At 44.8% G+C, this 18,560-nt stretch carries 14 protein-coding genes and 1 tRNA gene; 5 read left to right on the top strand and 10 right to left on the bottom strand.

All coding sequences use genetic code 11. From position 1 onward, the window contains the following. Window positions 1-99: 99 nt before the first annotated feature. Window positions 100-173: transfer RNA gene (locus WC615_RS04550), tRNA-Asn, on the top strand. Window positions 174-474: 301 nt separating this feature from the next. On the opposite strand, the gene WC615_RS04545 is transcribed toward WC615_RS04550, so the two are convergent. The 8 genes from WC615_RS04545 to WC615_RS04510 all read right to left on the bottom strand — a co-directional run bounded on the left by WC615_RS04545 (window position 475) and on the right by WC615_RS04510 (window position 11,067). Continuing rightward, complete coding sequence (locus WC615_RS04545) at window positions 475-1,605, bottom strand: efflux RND transporter periplasmic adaptor subunit (RefSeq protein WP_372976952.1); 1,131 nt, start codon at window positions 1,603-1,605, stop codon at window positions 475-477. Window positions 1,606-1,615: 10 nt separating this feature from the next. After that, on the bottom strand, window positions 1,616-5,968 hold the full coding sequence (locus WC615_RS04540; RefSeq protein ID WP_372976951.1) for a CusA/CzcA family heavy metal efflux RND transporter: 4,353 nt from the start codon (window positions 5,966-5,968) through the stop codon (window positions 1,616-1,618). A gap of 92 nt (window positions 5,969-6,060) precedes the next feature. After that, window positions 6,061-6,447 (bottom strand): hypothetical protein, encoded by a 387-nt coding sequence (locus WC615_RS04535; RefSeq protein ID WP_372976950.1) that lies wholly within the window; start codon window positions 6,445-6,447, stop codon window positions 6,061-6,063. A 112-nt stretch (window positions 6,448-6,559) separates the two neighbouring features. Further along, on the bottom strand, window positions 6,560-7,600 hold the full coding sequence (locus WC615_RS04530; protein WP_372976949.1) for a glycosidase: 1,041 nt from the start codon (window positions 7,598-7,600) through the stop codon (window positions 6,560-6,562). A 70-nt stretch (window positions 7,601-7,670) separates the two neighbouring features. Then, a complete protein-coding gene (locus tag WC615_RS04525) occupies window positions 7,671-7,916 on the bottom strand; it encodes a hypothetical protein (RefSeq protein ID WP_372976948.1) in 246 nt (81 codons plus the stop codon). A 2-nt stretch (window positions 7,917-7,918) separates the two neighbouring features. Further along, window positions 7,919-8,389 (bottom strand): hypothetical protein, encoded by a 471-nt coding sequence (locus WC615_RS04520; RefSeq protein ID WP_372976947.1) that lies wholly within the window; start codon window positions 8,387-8,389, stop codon window positions 7,919-7,921. Beyond that, window positions 8,386-10,893 carry a cation-translocating P-type ATPase gene (locus WC615_RS04515; RefSeq protein ID WP_372976946.1) on the bottom strand — a complete coding sequence of 836 codons (2,508 nt, stop codon included), beginning with the start codon at window positions 10,891-10,893 and terminating at the stop codon, window positions 8,386-8,388. The genes WC615_RS04520 and WC615_RS04515 overlap by 4 nt, the downstream gene beginning before the upstream one ends. A gap of 36 nt (window positions 10,894-10,929) precedes the next feature. Next, the gene (locus tag WC615_RS04510; RefSeq protein WP_372976945.1) at window positions 10,930-11,067 is read right to left on the bottom strand and encodes a hypothetical protein; all 138 of its coding nucleotides are present in this window, start codon (window positions 11,065-11,067) and stop codon (window positions 10,930-10,932) included. A 128-nt stretch (window positions 11,068-11,195) separates the two neighbouring features. Here WC615_RS04510 and WC615_RS04505 point away from each other — a divergent pair, with 128 nt between their 5' ends. From WC615_RS04505 to WC615_RS04495, 3 genes are read left to right on the top strand one after another with little or no spacing between them, the layout of a single operon-like run. After that, on the top strand, window positions 11,196-11,681 hold the full coding sequence (locus WC615_RS04505) for a hypothetical protein (protein WP_372976944.1): 486 nt from the start codon (window positions 11,196-11,198) through the stop codon (window positions 11,679-11,681). A gap of 43 nt (window positions 11,682-11,724) precedes the next feature. Next, window positions 11,725-12,288 (top strand): CDP-alcohol phosphatidyltransferase family protein, encoded by a 564-nt coding sequence (locus tag WC615_RS04500; RefSeq protein WP_372976943.1) that lies wholly within the window; start codon window positions 11,725-11,727, stop codon window positions 12,286-12,288. Between the two features lie 11 nt (window positions 12,289-12,299). Further along, window positions 12,300-13,370 (top strand): AI-2E family transporter, encoded by a 1,071-nt coding sequence (locus tag WC615_RS04495; RefSeq protein WP_372976942.1) that lies wholly within the window; start codon window positions 12,300-12,302, stop codon window positions 13,368-13,370. Here WC615_RS04495 and WC615_RS04490 read toward each other — a convergent pair whose 3' ends face one another. Next, entirely contained in the window at window positions 13,371-16,016 is a 2,646-nt protein-coding gene (locus tag WC615_RS04490) for a cation-translocating P-type ATPase (RefSeq protein WP_372976941.1), read from the bottom strand. After that, a complete protein-coding gene (locus tag WC615_RS04485) occupies window positions 16,017-16,859 on the bottom strand; it encodes a universal stress protein (RefSeq protein WP_372976940.1) in 843 nt (280 codons plus the stop codon). A gap of 353 nt (window positions 16,860-17,212) precedes the next feature. Between WC615_RS04485 and WC615_RS04480 the strand changes: the two genes are divergently transcribed. Beyond that, window positions 17,213-18,556: a TolC family protein gene (locus tag WC615_RS04480; RefSeq protein ID WP_372976939.1), complete on the top strand. Its 1,344-nt coding sequence runs from the start codon at window positions 17,213-17,215 to the stop codon at window positions 18,554-18,556. Window positions 18,557-18,560 lie beyond the last annotated feature (4 nt).

Below are 18,560 nucleotides of genomic sequence, written 5' to 3'. Positions count from 1 at the left end.
TAACAAACTCATGTAAAATATTTTTTAATTTTTTTTGTGCAAATATTGTGAAATTACCTCAGAAATCATACTTTTGCACCACTCCAAATCGGAAAACACTCCTGAGTAGCTCAGCTGGTTAGAGCATCTGACTGTTAATCAGAGGGTCGCTGGTTCGAGCCCAGCCTCAGGAGCCTCAAAATCAATGATTTAACCCCACTCTGGCGAGTGGGGTTTTTTTATTCGCACAGTTCTCGCATAGTTTTTCAATAGTCGCATAGTTTGCTGGTAAATATAGGTTTAACTAAAACACTGATTCTAAGCATCCATTTGCCCTTTAAAGTCCAATATATCATTTTATATTTTGGCTTTGGCCTTTAGTTGCTTTCCTCTTTTTTTCTTCTTAATTGCCGTTAGTTTAATTTTTCTACACTCCGAGTTGGATAAACTCGGAGTGTAGAACTCAATTTCCTGGTAGGCCGTGTTGCCAATGCGTTATTCTGCCTTATTTTTCATCATCATTAATAGAGAATACGCCCCCTTGGTAACATACACGCCCGATAGCATATCATTGTTGGGTGTAATAATTTCTGTAAAGCCATTTTCAGTTTCACCTGTTTTAACTTCGGTCATCTCATACTGTCGGTTGCCGATAACTTTATAGATATACTGTTTACCTTCAAACTGAACAATTGCGTCGTTAGCTATGGCATATGCCTGTGCATTTTTAACTTGTACTTCCGCGTTCATATAAGTACCCGGAACCAGTGTTTTGTCATAGGTTTCGAAATGGCAGTGTACATCAGCGTTTCTATCGGCCGAGAGGTCGCGGCCTATCAGCAATATCTCGGCTTCGTGCTTTTTTGCCGGCTCATTATTGGTATAGGCCACCAGCTTTTGGCCGATATATAATTTATCCAGATCCTTCTCATATACTTTTAGCGCCAGGTGGATATCTGTTGGGTTAACCAACTCAAACAGTACATCCGTTGGCGATACATATTTGCCGATATTAACATTTACTTTAGATACAAAACCATTGATGGGAGAATATATATTTACGCTTCTCGATATTTTGGACACATTGATATTTCGCACGTTGATACCAATAAGTTGCAGTTTTTCGGCCAAGGATCTGATCAGTACCTGCTGGCTCCGAAATTCTGCTTCAGCTTGCTGAAAAACCTTATCGCTGCTGGCTTTGCTTTGGTTAAGATCTTTTTGACGATTGTATTCATTTTCCAGGTATCCGATCCGGGCCTTAGCTGTAAGGTAATCTTGCTGTAACTGGATATATTGTTGGTCTTCTATCATTGCGATAGCCTCACCTTTATTGACATGCATACCCGGCAAAAGCTTTGTTGACTTCAAATACCCTCCTAACGGTACACTAATGGAAACCATATTTTGCGGAGGAACATCAATTTTTCCGTTGAGTTTTAAAATAGAAGATATTTCCCTTTGGCCGATTTTGCCGGTAGTTATAGCTGCATTTTTTAGCTGTGCAGCTGTTAAGGTTACTATGTTGGGATTGACTGCTTTGCCCGCATTATCAGGTGCGGTTTTTTTCTCGCCACAGGCTGATAAAAGAATTATGACCGCTGACAGATATATGATGGATTTCATGATCAGGTTTTTATTTGTTTGAAAAATAGTTAAGTTGGATGATGGCCTCATTGAGGTTACGTACTGCCTCCAGGTAATCATTTTTGATGGTGATGGCCTGGTTAACCAGTTGTGCCCATTCAAGGTAGTTGATGTTCCCGGCGGCTATTTGCTGGCCGGCGGTACCGGTTATTAAAGCCGCATTTTTTAATGGCTTGCTTTCAAAATATTGAACTGTTTGCAGGTATTTACGGTATTGAAAAATTGCAGCTTGATAAGCAGATGTCATTTTTTGTACCTCTACCGCATAATTACTTTCTGCTATTTGTTTGTTTATCTTTGCGCTGTTTATTTTAGCCTTTTGCGCTCCGGTAAAAATGGGGATGCCAATACCTAATTGTGCCGAACTAAATCGGTTTGAGCCATTATACAGCTTATTATCGGCACCAATACCTTTAATGCTGGTATTGTTATACCCTATAGACAGATCGGGCAAAAGCCGGCTTTTTTCCACCCGGATTGCGGCATCTGCAACCTGTTGTTGCTGCGCAATAAACTTTATTGCGGGGTGTTCGGTTAAATTAAGCGTGTCTATGGCCATTGCAGGGGCTAATAGATGATCAGAACCATCGGGCGTTAACTGCGCTGTGGTGTTCAGCAGTAGCTGGAATTGTAACTGCATGAGGCTTGCATCTTCTTTTAGTTGATTTAGCTGCATTTGCACCTGGCCCAGTAAGGTTTCGGCACTGGCTTTCTCAAGTATATTGGTTTCTCCTTTCGCCAGCCGTAGTTCCGCTTTTTTATAAAAGCCGAGGTATAAACTATCAGTATGTTGCAACAGCATTCTTTTCTCTTCTAAATATATTAGTGTATAAAACACTTGCGTAACCTGTTTTTTTAACAAGGCCTGGTTTACCGCAACATTTAAAACACTGCTGCTCCATTCCGCTTTGAACAATTCCTTTTGCCTGTTATACACTGTGGGGAAGCTAAACGACTGTGAAATGCCAAATTTAGTATCGCTATAACTGCTATTGATCTGCCCAACTTCGCCAAAAAGCGTTGCCTGGGAGATATTAGCCGAAGTACCAACCAGCATTTGCTGATATTTTGCCTTTAACTGTTCATGTTTTACCTGCAAATTATTTTTTAAAGCCGTATCAATAGCTGCTTTAAGTGTAATGGGGGCCTGTGCATTGGAGGCTTGGCTGATGAAGGTCAATAAGACGATGGAAACCAAGGCAGTTGTTGTTTTGCTGAGCCCGGTTTTGAAACCTTTCTCAAACATGATATACAAAACAGGCAATACAAACAACGTAAGGAAAGTTGCTATCAATAAGCCACCTATAACTACCGTGGCCAAAGGCCTTTGTACTTCGGCACCTGCACCATTACTGATAGCCATGGGGAAGAAACCCAGTGAAGCCACAAATGCGGTCATCAAAACGGGCCTGAGCCTTACTTTGGTACCCATTAAAACAATTCTTTTCAAATCGGTTATACCTTGTTTTTTTAGTTGATTAAACTCAGATATTAATACGATGCCATTAAGTACGGCCACACCAAATAGTGCGATAAAACCAACCCCGGCGCTGATGCTGAAGGGCATGCCACGCAATGCCAGGAACAGGATACCTCCAATAGCTGATAATGGAATTGCAGAATAAATAAGTAGCCCGTGCTTAATAGAGTTAAAAGCGAAATACAACAGTAAAAAGATAAGCAGCAATGAAACCGGCACTGCTATCATCAGTCGTTGCTTGGCTGCATTAAGGTTTTCAAAGGCACCACCATAGCTTACATAATATCCCGTAGGAAATTTAAGTTGTTTTTCCACCTTGGCTTGTAGTTCGTTTACAATAGTTTGCACGTCTCTGCCACGAACATTAAATCCAACAACAATCCTGCGTTTGGCATCCTCGCGCTGTATCTGGTTTGGGCCATCTTTGATCTGCACGTCAGCAAGCTGGTATAAAGGAATCTGCGTACCCTGCGGTGTCGGTATCAGTAAATTTTGTATATCTTTCAAGTCTTTTTTCTGTTCACCGCTTATTCTTACTACTACCTCAAAACGCTTTTCACCTTCAAAAAGAGTTCCTGTACTTTGCCCTGCAAGAGCGGTATTCACAACTTTATTAATGTCGGTGATATTGAGGTTGTATTGCGCTATCGCACTGCGGTTATAGTTGATGATGATCTGCGGCATCCCGGAAACGGCTTCAACATACAGGTTTTTAGCGCCATCTACGGTATTGATGATCTTACCCAGCTTATTCGCATAAGCCGCAAGTGTATCCAGGTCTTCGCCAAATATTTTACAAACTACATCCTGGCGTGCACCGGTCATCAGTTCGTTAAAGCGCATCTGAACCGGGAACTGAAAACCCGCGGTAACGCCGGGCACTGCCTGTAAGGCTTTCCCCATTTTTTCAGATAGTTCATTAAAGGTTTTAGCCGATGTCCACTCGTTTTTAGGCTTTAAAATAACCATCATGTCGCTGGCATCCATCGGCATGGGGTCTGTCGGTACTTCGCCGCTGCCTATTTTGGTGACCACCTTTTCTACCTCAGGGAATTGTGTTTTTAAAATATGAGCTGCTTTTTGAGTATTGGCGATGGTTGTATTGAGGCTGCTGCCTGTCAATACCCTGGTATCTACTGCAAAATCGCCTTCTTCCAGCGCGGGTATAAACTCGCCACCCAGTGTCGTTAAAATATAGGCCGAAAATATGAACAGGCCGAAAACAGTTAGCAAAACCACTTTAGGGAAAGCAATTACGCGCTTAAGGCCTGACTGATACGCTCTTTCAACCTTAGCCATCAGCCGGTCTGAAAAGTTGGGCTTGTGCTTGATCTTCTTACTCAGAAAAACGGCGCTCATCATCGGGATATAAGTAAGCGATAAAATGAAGGCACCTAATAAGGCAAAGGCAACGGTTTGCGCCATTGGCTTAAACATTTTGCCTTCGATGCCTTGTAAAGTGAAGATCGGCAGATAAACCACCAGGATGATGATCTGGCCGAACACCGCGCTGTTCATCATTTTGCTGGCGGAGTTGTTCACCTCCTTGTCCATATCTTCCTGGCTCAATACACCAACCTTTGTGAAATGCTTGCTATGACTAAGCGTGTGCATTACCGCTTCTACAATAATGACCGCCCCATCTACGATCAGGCCAAAGTCAAGGGCCCCCAGGCTCATCAGGTTACCGCTTACCCCAAACAGGTTCATCATAATGATGGCAAACAGCATAGCCAGCGGGATCACGGATGCGACCAGCAAACCTGCCCTGAAATTTCCGAGGAATAATACCAGTACAAATACCACGATCAGCGCGCCTTCCAGCAAGTTACGCTCTACCGTTCCGATAGCGTTGTTCACCATTTTGGTCCGGTCCAGAAACGGCTCGATCACCACGCCTTCGGGCAAGGTCTTCTGTATCTGAACGATACGTTCCTTTACGTTTTTAATTACCTCGCTGCTGTTTGCGCCTTTCAGCATCATTACCACCGCACCCGCTACTTCACCTTCATCGTTATAGCACATTGCGCCGTAGCGGGTAGCGTAACCAATTTTTACATCGGCTACATCTTTGATAAAAAGCGGCGATCCATCGGCCGTATTTTTAATAGCCGTGTTATTGATATCGTCTATACTCCCGATCAACCCCTGGCTTCGGATGTATAATACTGTCGGGCCTTTTTCTATATAAGCACCGCCGGTATTTTGGTTGTTATTTTCCAACGCTTTAAATACATCGGTTATGGTAATATTATGCGAAAGCAGTTTATTAGGATCAACTTCGATGGAGTACTGCTTCAGCTTTCCGCCAAAGCTGCTCACTTCGGCCACGCCTTTAACGCCAAGCAACTGGCGGCGAACGATCCAGTCCTGTATGGTGCGCAGGTCTGTTTCGTTGTATTTACCTGCGTACCCCTTTTTAGGGCGTACCACATATTGGTAAATCTCACCCAGCCCGGTACTTACGGGGCCAAGCTCGGGCGTTCCGATGCCAGCCGGGATCTGAGTTTGCACTTTTTGCAGGCGTTCGGCAACCTGCTGCCTTGCCCAGTACACATCTGTTGCGTCGTCAAAAACAATAGTCACGAGCGAAAGTCCGAAACGGGAAAAACTCCGGATCTCTTTAAGGCCCGAAATATTGTTATTAGCCTGTTCTATCGGATAAGTAACTAAACGTTCGATGTCGGTAGCCCCAAACGATGGGGCAATAGTAATTACCTGTACCTGGTTATTGGTGATATCGGGTACGGCATCAATGGGCAGCCTGGTAAACTGATAGCCGCCATAGCCGATCAGGGCAATCATAAAAAGCCCAACGATCAGCTTATTCCTCACGGAAAAAGCGATAATATGATTTAACATAAAATAAGATCTTGAAAAATTAATAATTTAAAAAATACCGCATGGCAGAAATAGCTACGCTAAGTACAGTTAATAAATTTAAGGAAAACTAATTAACAAGGTTTTGGCGGCTGCCAAATGCTGGATAAATAAGAGGAAGGGTTAAACCAGGCATCTAAGATGCGTACCTTCGTTTCCGTAGGGATAATAACGGGAATACCTAAAGCCTGTACCAATTGTGGCATCAGCACGGGTGATATGGTTGCCGTGCAGCTGTCTGCCGTTTTAAAAGGTAATTTCATGTCCTCGCTGTAGTCTTTATCCCTGGGGCTGCCATGCATGAAATGCAGATCAAGGAATTGTAGAAATGAAATGTTCTTATTTTCCTTTCGGTGTTCGGCAAAGTGCTCAAATACCAATGGCAATTTCAGCAACTGGTGGAGTTCTGTTGTTGAGAACAGGTACGCTGTTAAAAGCAATATGGCTGTGAACTTTTTCAAACTTTTCAAAAGTAACAATTAATAAGCAATCGTTTTTGATATAGATCATATTATCATAAACTCCTGGTCATTTAATACGTTGCGAAAACTTAGGATTTCCATTTTGTTCAATTTAATGGAATTGCAATTCATCGGGAATGTCCAATCGCGCTACCCCGATGTAATTATCGGCCATGCCGTAATAAATATCAAATCGGTTAGGCGTGCCCAGGTCATCGCGCCGGTCAATGCCGGTGGGGAAAACAACACTTTGTACGATACCGGTCTTTTCTTCCGGAAGCATCGGCTCCAGTATAGGCAAGCGCGAACGATACAAAATCTTATCGGGCTTATTGATATCTAATATCATGACGCCGGCCGAATAGATCAAATGATGCGGCTCGTCGCCGACAGGCAGGGTTTGGTGTACCCCGTGATAAACCAATAGCCAGCCATGCTTGCACAATACAGGCGGTGTCCCCGCACCTATCTTTATCTTTTCCCAAGCCGCTTCAGGCAGTGCCAGCGGGCTGTTAGATTCAAACTCCTGTAAGTGTTCTGCCCTGCTTCCGTTTAACATGAGATCGCTGTAGGATATCCAGATACATTCATGGTGGTCCCTGATCCTGCGGTCTTCCGGGTCACACATGATGTCCTCCGGCGTGGTGCCCGGAAATAACGGGCGATGCAGCATTACCATGGAAGTATCGCCATGCGGGCTCGTCATAGATTTGGGAAAGATGCAGGCATCCTTATTATAAACGTCATTAAAAGTAATCAGTTTATAATCGGCAAAGTCTGCAAGCCCGAGGCGTTCCCAGTGCAGCAGGTCCTTTGAAATTGCCAGTGCGATGCGCGGCCCCTTTGAGGAAAAAGCCGTATACGTCATGATATATTGCCCTATTGGCTCAAAGAAAGCGATCCTGGGATCTTCGCACCCGCCACCCTCGGGTCTTTTTTCGTATTCAGCCTCGGGTTCTAATACAACACCAAGCCGCTTTACACCAACAGGGTCACCCATTTCATCGAATATTACTTTTGCTATGCCGATACGGGAATAATTCCCTTTCGCCACAAGCCGTGGGAATAAATAAAGGTTGCCGTCAGGCCCGCGTATCGCAGCCGGATTTAGTACGCCTTCAATCTCCATGTCATTTCCCGGTTCCGGTCTCATAATGATTCCGATACGCTCCAGGTTAAATCCGTCCATTCATGTTGCTGGTCATCATATAGTTACATCCATTTTAATACAGTAATTTATTCCGTTTGACCCCGAACTCTTTTTTATGATGGAACCACTCGTTATGGTACTCCCATTCCAGTTCAATTCTCCAGTTCCCGTCGCCGCATTGGTCTATCGGGATCTCTACCAAATCCGATTCGTCACTGTCAACACTCATGTGCAAGCACTTTGTGCAGGTTCCGTTAAGTGGTATCAGGTGCGCATTCACTTTAACTGGGTGGCAGAAATTAAATTTTAAAGTTTTCATACCTATCCCTTTTTAATAACCGGCTTTTTTTGATACAAATGTCGCACTTGCGGCAACAGCGCAACAAATACCATGATGATAGCGAGAAAAATATAGCAGGTATGTAACCAATGAACAGCCTGGATAAACACCATTTCGAGCTGTATCCATATCATTAAGGCAAACGCCATATAGATGGTGAATGTCCATGACCAATGCATATCTTTAAAACAGTTGATCATTTCTGCGGTAGTACAGGCTGGCTTTTTGATCAGCGCGCCTATGATCAGCAAAGGGCCGATACCTAAAACCGTGAATAATATGGCTCCCGGGATTAGGAAACTGGTAAAAGGAGATGGTTTTAAAACAGAAAGCGGCATGCCCATCAATTCGCCATCAGGAGAAATCATCAGCACAAAGCCACCTCCTAAGGCGCCCAGGCCAAGGGACGCTAAAAGCGCCAGCAGTATATTTAAACAGGTCCGATTTTTCATGCCCCTTTACTTTTGCGTGCCCGCCATTTATACAACTCAAACCATATTACCGAGATAAAGCCGATAGCCATACTTATCGCCAGCTGATAGATATTAAGCGGTTCGAAGCCAAAGAAGCCGGCTAACGGTTTAAGATAGATCAATGAAGCCGAGATAAGCAGGGTGACCCCAATAATGATTAAAACCAAATTATTTTTATACCTGATGGTGGTAAACAATGAATAGTAAAATGACCGGTTAACCAGGGTGAGTACGATGTTAGCGGTTATCAGGCAGGTAAACACCATGGTACGGGTCAATTGCTCATCTGCTCCCTTGTTTACGGCATATTGGTAGGATGCCAGCGTTCCGATAGTGATCACGAGCCCCTGTACTATACTGGTCGTTAATTCTTTCCAGTTAAAGAAAGTGGTACTGAACGGACGTGGTTTTTGCAGCATCGTATTTTTTTCCATGGGCTCGTTCTCATAAATGATCGAACACGTCGGCCCCATGATCAATTCCAGGAAAATAATATGCACCGGCGAAAAGATATTAGGGTAGATCCAACCCAAAGCCAGCGGTATAAACACGGTTAATACGATAGGGATATGGATTGAAATTATATATTGTATCGCCTTTTTCAGGTTGGTGTAAATGCGCCGGCCCATCGCCACAGCATCAACCATTTTTGAAAGGTCGTCTTCCAGCAGGATCAATGAAGCCGCCTGCTTCGCAATCTCGGTCCCTTTTTTTCCCATGGCAATACCGATGTGCGCGGCTTTTAAAGCGGGCCCGTCGTTTACCCCATCTCCCGTCATTGCTACTATTTCATTTTTTGCTTTTAGGGCATTAATGATCTTTAGCTTGGCATCCGGGAACATGCGGATAAAAATATTCACTGTTTCTACCTCATCTCCAAGCTCTTTTTCTGAAAGCTTCATTAGTTTATCTCCGCTAATGCACTTATCAGTTCCCTGAAAAGCAATTTGCCTGGCAATAGCGCCGGTGGTTTCTGCATTGTCGCCGGTAATGATCTTAACCGCAATACCGGCCTGGTAAAAGCTATGCAGCACAGCGTTGATGTTCTTCTTAGGCGGATCATAAAAGGCGACAAGCCCTTTAAATACAAAGGGAAATTCCTGCTGGGTAGCCGGAAAGCTGTTGCCTGTAAAATCAGCTTCGCCTACGGCCAGTACCCGGTACCCTTCCGTAGCCATTGCTTCAATTGCGGCGTCTATCTGCTTTTTCTCACTACTTTTTAAATTACTGATATTGATCAATGCTTCCGGCGCGCCTTTAGCCGCGATAATCCGGTGTCCCATTGCATTTTCAAACAGGTGGGTCATCATAGGCGGTTTACCCCCCAGCGGATATTCGTGGATCATTTTATAACCCGGACGCTCATCGGCAAGGCCTGTTTTTGAATAGGCATCGTGCAGGGCAATTTCCATAGGATCGAAAGGGATCGGTTCGCTGGCCCACATGGCCAGTGCTATCAGTTCTTGCTCTGTACTGTCAATTATCTTTCCCGTTGCGTCAGCTATTCGATTGTCTTGGAGGGTGTATACTTTCGCCAGGCTCATCTTATTCTCGGTTAAGGTGCCGGTCTTATCCGTACATATCACAGACGCACTGCCCAGGGTCTCTACTGTTTTCATTTGCTTTACCACGATGCCCATTTTCATCAGCCGCCAGGCACCCAGTGCCATAAAGGTGGTAAATGCAACCGGGATCTCTTCGGGCAAAATGCTCATGGCCAGGGTAAGCGCTTTAATAAGGCTGTCTAAAAAATTAGCCGAATGGAGATAATTAATGCCCCACACAATCAGGAACACGATAAGGCCGGCAATCACCATCTTTTTTACAAAATTGTTGATCTGTATTTCCAGCGGGGTTTTCTCTTCTGTAATAGATTCCAGGCTTTTTCCAATTTTTCCCAGCCGGGTTTTATTGCCTATAGCGGTTATGGTAGCGATAGCTAGGCCGCTTGCTACGGTGGTGCCATGAAAAACTAAATTGTCATCAGCCGCCTTATCTTTATATACCGGCAGGGATTCACCGGTGAGGATACTTTCGTTAACCGAAAAATCATTTGAATGCACGATAATCCCGTCTGCGGTTATCGAAGTTCCTTCTTCTACCATCAGGCTGTCGCCAACCACAAGCTCTTCACTTTTTATTTCTAAAATTTCTCCGTCCCTGATGACCTTACATTTTGGTTGCGAAAAGTCCTTCAATTTTTCGAGTGCGTTCCGGCTTCGGGAGTCCTGGTATAATGAAATACCTGCAACCAGCACAATTGCCGAAGCCAGAAAAATACCATCGCCGGCTTTTCCGCTAATAAAATAGATACAAGAGGTAACCAGCAGTAAGATCACCATTGGCTCTTTTGCCAGCCCTTTAAGGGCATCAGTAAATCCGTTTTCTTTTTTAAACGACAGGCTGTTTGCCCCATACTTTGACCTTGCTGCAATTACATCCCTGTTGCTTAGCCCGGGTATGTTAAAATTATTTACTGCCATTTGTTTGATAGATCAATCATGAATTTACGGGCCTGCTCAGCTCATTTCTGACGGAATAACCATTAGTGGTATATGCTGGTTATCCGCCTTCAATTGAGGGACGACTCTTGCGGCGGTTTTTACGGCATGGTTCGCATTTTCCGAAAAATCAGTAAGCATCAGGGTCGTTTTCATAACGGCATTATTTTAGATCATAAAATTGGCGTTTTACCTGCTTAAAATAAATGACAAAGATCATTAATGCGCTTGACGACAATTACTTAAACAGCATGGTTAAATATTGATCTTCGATAAAAAAAGTTATGAGCCAGACGCACATCCACCTGCTGATCACCCACCTGCCAATCATAGGCGCTGCGCTGGGTGCTTTTGTTTTGATCCATGGGATATGGAGAAAAAGCAATTCAACTTTGATTGCCGCCTATAACCTTTTGATCATATCTGCTATAGGAGCCGGTATAGCTTATGCAACGGGCGAAGGCGCCGAAGAAACGGTGGAACATTTACAGGGCATATCCAAAAATATGATCGAAGAACATGCGGAGTCTGCCTTAACTTCGTTGATCGGCTTAATTGTTATTGGCGTGATTGCTGTGACCGGGCTTTTCGTCACCCTAAAAAGCACTTCCCTAACCAGGCCGTTGGCACTGCTTGCGCTTGCGGCCTCATTAATCGGTTTCGGGCTGATCGCAAGGACCGGTTATTTAGGCGGGCAGATCAGGCATACAGAAATTGGAACGAACACGGCATCCCCGGTGAAAGATGGAAATGGCAAGGATAATGATTAAAGCATGCATGCCGAACAGCACTATGCATAAACCCAGCTATTATATGGTTAATGCGATCACCTTTTACAGGTTATTGGCAGCCCCCGTACTCTTGACCTTATTATTCAATGACCATATTGCCGTTTTTAAATGGCTGCTGGTGGTAAGTTTCCTTACCGATGCGATCGACGGCTACCTGGCCCGCAGGTATAAAGTGACCAGCGCCTTCGGTTCCATTCTGGATTCAGTTTCAGACGACCTGACCATCGCGGTGGCGATCTTCGGTATAACTTTAGTGAACCCGGATTTTCTGAGAAAAGAATTGGTGCTGATAGTTGTGCAAGTATTGCTTTTTATAACCCAGATCTGTTTTGCGCTGATCCGTTATCATAAGATCAGTAGTTTCCACACCTACCTGGCTAAATTTGTTACTGTTTTCCAGGGGATATTCCTTGTACTTTTCTATTGGCTGCCACAACCTGTTTATGCTTTGTTTTATTGCGTATCAGCCCTAACCATCCTCGACTTATTGGAGGAAATTGCGCTCGTCATTATAATCCCTAAATGGGAAACTGATATAAAAGGTTTATATTGGGTAATAAAAAAACGCGCACTGCAAAAAGCGTAAAACTGTACCTTATGGTAAAAGAAATGCCGGTGACCGTAAAACGGGCCATAGAAATCATTGGCCTATTTGTTTTAGGAACTATCATAGTAGCTGGAAATACGATCATTATGCCTTTATTGATGGCATTCTTCTTCAGCCTGGTACTTTTACCAGTTTTTCGCTTTTTTAGGAAATTAAAGGTGCCTGAAGTGATCGCTGTTTTTTTACCAATTTTATTATTAACGGTTATTGTGGCGCTGCTTATCTGGCTGTTCACCAGTCAGGTGAGTGCTTTACTTGACGATTTTCCGCAAATCCAGCGTACTGTAGCCAAACACCTGGATGATCTGAGTATCTGGATCAGCCGGTCATTCGGCTACTCCCCGGCAGAACAAGTGAAATTTATCAATGTGCAGAGCAAGAAATTATTTAGCTCTCTGGGCGGTGTTTTGAGCGGCGCAGCAGGGTCATTATCAGGCATCATTATCTTTCTCGGCCTGCTGCCGATCTACATCTATTTTATCATGTTATACCGGAATCTCTTTATCAGGTTCATCCTGATGTGGTTCAAAAAAGAACAGTATCAAAAAGTCGAAGACATCATCCGGCAGACCGAGGGCATGGTCAAAAACTATCTGGTCGGGCTGCTGATACAGATCACCTACATCATTATTCTTTTGGGTGGTGGCTTATGGCTTTTCGGTATCCAAAATGCGTTATTGATCGGTATCATATTTGCCTTTCTGAACCTGATCCCTTACCTGGGTGCCCTGATCGGAAATATTCTGGGCGTGCTGCTGACCCTGGCCTCGTCAGAGAGCCCGGCAGATGTCCTGATCGTTCTGGCCACGATCACGGTTGTTCAGTTCCTGGACAATAATATTTTAATGCCGCGTATCGTGGGTTCGCAGGTCAGAATCAACCCGCTGGTTTCCATTGTAGGCATTATCGCCGGAGGTGTGATGGCAGGCCTTTCAGGCATGTTCCTGGCCATGCCTGTACTGTCTATTTTAAAGCTTGTGTTTGACCGTACCGAAAATTACAAGCAATGGGGCGTATTGCTGGGCGATGACCGGCCGTTAAAAAGCCAGATGAAAGTTTAGCTATTTATTTTGAACGATCTTATATACCTGGAAAACGACCAGCGGCAGCAGGCTGACGGTCAAAGCGGTTGCCCATAATTTAAAAGAAAGTACCGAAAGCCCTAAAACCAACCGCAAACCTGGCACAGCAAAGACCATAAGTGTTAGGCCGCTGCAGATCAAAATAGCTGCCCAGACCCATTTATTCCTTGTGATCTCGTTATTCCAAAAGCCTGAACCATCCGACGACATATTGAATACATGAAATAGCTGGGCAAAGGTTAGGGTGATAAATGCTACATTATTACAGCTGCGGTCATCGGCATGTAGCACTTCTTTGCAATAAACAACCGCGATGATCACAGATGAGGTAATGGCGGCAGCATACAGTGAAATCACCAGCCATTTCTTGTTAGTAATGATATTCTTTTTAGGGTCCCTTGGCGGCCGCAACATAACGGTTCTGTCACCGGTGCCTAAACCGAGCGCCAGCGCCGGGAAGATGTCGGTCACCATATTCAGGAAGAGGATCTGCAGCGGCAGTAAGGTTGCTGTGGGGCTTATTACACCTAAAATAGTCACAATGAATATCTCGCTCAGGTTACATGACACCAGGTAAACCACAAACTTTTGGATATTCTGAAAGATCTCCCGGCCATGCGCTACCGCCTGTGCGATCGAAATGAAAGAATCGTCTTTTAATATAATGCTTGCCGTTTCCTTTGCGACCTCAGTTCCACGAACGCCCATTGCAATGCCTACATCTGCTTTTTTTAAGGCCGGTGCGTCGTTTACGCCATCACCGGTCATGGCCACTATAGATCCGGCCTGTTGGAACACCTCAGCGATCTCCAGTTTTTGCTTAGGAGAGATGCGTGCAAAAACAGCGGTATCCAGGATACGCTGCTGCCATTCTTTTGTTATTAGTTCAGCTTTCGGCAGTTCTTTCCCCGTGATGACCGCCTGGTCGTCCTCATCGATCAGGCCTACCTTCCGGGCAATATTCAATGCGGTTTGCGGATGGTCGCCGGTGATCATTACCACTTTAATACCGGCCTGCCTGCAGGTAAATATAGCCCCTTTAATGTCGATTCGGGGCGGATCGAGAAAACCGGCCATCCCGATATAAACCAGGTCATTCAAATAACTATGCGCATCAAGCAGGTCATCCTGCCGGCAGGCAAAAGCCAGCACCCGTAACCCGCTGGCTGCCATTTTATTGGATTTTAAAAGAATAGCCTCCCTGGTTTCGGCATCCAAAATTTCAATTTGCCTGCCGATTTGTACCCGGCTGCATTTTTCCAATAAGTGTTCAACTGAGCCTTTGGCCGCAGCAAAGTATCCGTATGGCCCCTGATGCAGGGTGGCCATCATCATAATTTCCGAATTAAATGGCACTTCTGCTATACGTACATACGTTGCTGACAATGCTGCCGGGTCCAAACCTGCCGCAAGTGCTAGCTGCATTAATGCCACTTCTACCGGATCTCCGCTCGTTTCATTCGCATCATTGCACAGTATCCCGGTTAATAAAAGGTTGTCGAAGTTTTCCTGGCTTACCTTGATTGCACCACCCGGAAATTTCAGTCGGTTATTTTCGATATGGACCTTAACCGTTTCCTCCGGGAACACGAAAGTATCTGTATAGATCTTGTTTTCGGTAAGGGTGCCTGTCTTATCTGTTAATATCACCCCGGTGCTACCCAGGGTTTCCACAGCAGATAATTTCTTGACGATCGCATTACGCCGCGCCATGAGCAGCATGCCGTAGGATAATGCCACCGTGGCTACGACCGGCAAACCTTCGGGAATAGCGGCGACGGCCAGCGCGATCGAGGTTTCTATGATGGTTAAGAGCGCCTTACCCTGGATAAATCCAGTTATAGCAAATATTGCGGTCATGGCCAGCGTGATCCAGATCAGTTTGCGGCTTAGCTTGTTCAGTTTTTTGTCCAGCGGGGTGATCGTATCTGCCGAGTTTTCCACCAATGAAGTAATAGTGCCCAGTTGCGTATACGCCCCAATGCCGGTAATCACCATTTCGCCGTTACCGTTAATTACAGAAGTGCCCTTAAAAACCATGTTCCGCTGGTCCCCGATAACGGTATCCGCCGGGAGCGTTTCGGTCATTTTATCTGTAGGAAGCGATTCGCCGGTAAGCGAAGACTCATCGCATTGTAAGCGGTTAACAGTTATTAAACGCCCATCCGCCGGGATGATATCCCCGGCTTCCAGTGATACCAGGTCGCCCGGCACCAATGCTTCAGATGGAATGGTTCTCGTCTCGCGGTTACGGATAACTTTAGCCAGGATCACATCCATTTTTTTGAGCGCGCTCATCGACCGGCGTGCCTGCATTTCCATCAAGAAGCCGATCAACGCGTTGATCACAATAACAGCCAGGATAGCTACGGTCTCTAATACATCTTTAAAATAAAGTGAAACACCCGCGCCAAAAAGCAGCAGGTAAACGATCGGGCTCCTGAACTGTGCAAGCACGATCAGCCAGATACTTTTCTGCGCTTGCGTTGGAAAGGTATTGGGGCCATATATTTTGCTGCGATTGGCCGCCTCGTGTTCGGAAATTCCTTGCCGGCCGTCTGTTTTAGCCAGCCCAACCACCTCTGCTACAGTTAATGAAAAAGGGTGATCTAAAGGGTATTTCATTTACTGTTCTTCCTGTTTATTAAAGGTAAGCAAGGGAATCCTGCCGTAAAAAGAATACTCCTCGGCAGTGGACGGGAAGAGCAGCTTTTCAAACATGGACCTTGACTGGTGGGTGAACAATACCAGTAGAGAAGGTTTGCATAACTTTATCGCGTGGTCGATGTCTTCAAGCAAAGTACGTGTAATGTCCCTTTCCGGGGTTAACAGGGCTACCTGATAAGCAGTCTTTTTCTTCAGCGTTGCTTCCGCCAGTTCCTTGTCAAACGCGAATTCATAAGGATAGGAAATATGCATCATTGCTACTGTGGCCTTGAGGGGCCTGGCAAAGTCCACAACCTTCTTCAATTCGTTTTCGTAATCGGTTATATCCGACGCATAGAGGATGTGCGATAATTCTTTTAAATGGTAAGAACTCGGAATAGATAAAACAGGCACAGAAGAACTGCTGATCAGTTTAGCTGTGTGTGTGCCAAATATTTTTGCAAACGTACCGGCACCACGGGTACTGATACAGATATAGGAGCAATTATGCTTATTGGCGTAATCCATTATCCCATCCACTACATCGATATTGGATACCAGTACCAATTGATGGTTAATTTCTGGTTCATTGATATCGTGATAGATGCCGGCAATGAACGATGTTAATTCTTCCACTGTTTTTTTTACATAGGTATCGGTATACTCCGCAAAGGCGTGGTCGCTCCATTTAAAGGGCTTTAAGAGGTGGTAAACATGCAGAATGATCAGTTGCGCTTTGCGTTTTTTGGCCAGTTTAATGGCAAAACGTATGGCGGCCTTTGAATTGACGGACTGATCGGTAGTAACGAGTATTTTTTCCATGAGTTTAGAATTAATGATGTGCAATTAATGAAGGTGCATCAAGCCCCTGGTAGCTGTTATATAGGAACGATTCCGGGAAGATACCGGACAGTATGCCTTAGTGCTTTCAGCCATTTTGACCGAATAAGCCGGCGCACTGCCCGCGAATTGATACCATGCTTACTTTTTTATGCTGTTACTATGGGCACAGCCCCGGTTCTATACAAATATTTCATAAAAAATTGAAATAGGTAATGATGCCCGGCAATGATATAAGTGACAGAGATCATTTCTCTTTATAACGCCCGCTGTAGGTAACAAATGTTACCGTTTAACTTTTTTGCTGAAACTACTTTTGTTTCAAATAAAAAGTAATGAACAGCACGAAGCATTTTTTAAAACTATTGGTGTTGCCGGTAATGGCAACCCTTGCAGCGTTTTCGGCAGCACATGCGCAGGAAAATACGAAAAGCTTAAGTCTTAGCGATGCCATATCAACAGTTTTAGCCAATAATAAGGATATTCAACTGGCCAAACTGGATGGAAATATCGCTGCGGCTAATTACCGGAAAACCGACGCTATCTTCCTGCCGCAGGCCGACCTGTCCTACACAGCGATGAGCACCAATAACCCGCTCAACGCCTTTGGTTTTAAGCTACAGCAGGGAACCATCACCCAAAATGACTTTAATCCTGCTTTATTAAATCATCCGTCGGCAACACCCGATTACATGGCGCAACTGGAGGTTAAACAGCCCTTGCTCAATATCGATATGCTTTATATGCGTAAAGGGGCTGAAAAGCAAACCGAAGTTTACCGCTACAAAACACAGCGCACCCAGGAGTATATGACTTTTGAAACCACCAAAAGTTATTTGCAATTACAGCTTTCTTATAAGGCGCTAAAAGTTTTGACAGAAGCTGCCAATACGGCAAGATCGGTATATAAATATACCGACGACCACTTTAAACAGGGTTTGATCCAGAAGTCGGACCTGCTGAATGCGCAGGTTCACGTAACTTCCCTTGAAAGTAACCTGGCGAAAGCGCAGAGCAATATCCGTAACGCATCCGATCACCTAAGCCTGTTGATGGGACAGCCTTCCGGCATAATTTATATGGTCACTGATGAACCGCTGTATTCCTTTTTGAATGCAGAAAGCGCACAAAAAGTATTTGCTAACCGGTCAGACCTGATGGCCATGCAAAAGGCGATTGATGCATCCGGTCTCATGATCAGATCCAGCCAGATGAGTTACCTCCCCAAACTGAATGCCTTTGGCAATTACCAGTATAATGACAGCCGCCTAACCGGTTTCGGTGCCAACGCTTATTTGGTTGGAATCCAGTTATCCTGGAACCTATTTAATGGCAATAAAACCAAACACGTGATTGCCGCGCAAAAACTGGAACGGGACAAATTAGCCATGCAGTTAGCCCAGCAAAAAGACCAAAGCCAGCTGGAGCTGGATAAAGCCTACCGGGACCTGTCTGATGCCCGTTTTGAAATGGGCCAGGACCAGGCCGCGATAGATCAGGCAACGGAAGCGCTGCGGATTTTGCAGAACCGTTACCAGCAGGGCCTGGTCAATACCACCGATGTATTGAACGCCGACACCCAGTTATCTCAATTAAAATTCTCGCTCGCCCAGGCGCAGTTTACTGCCGATGTAACCAGGGCCTATATCAAATTTTTAACAACAACGACTACTAAATAACCGA

Origin of the sequence: Mucilaginibacter sp., from assembly GCF_041663085.1 — a bacterium.
GTDB lineage: Bacteria > Bacteroidota > Bacteroidia > Sphingobacteriales > Sphingobacteriaceae > Mucilaginibacter.
This window is presented reverse-complemented; position numbering and strand designations above follow the sequence as displayed.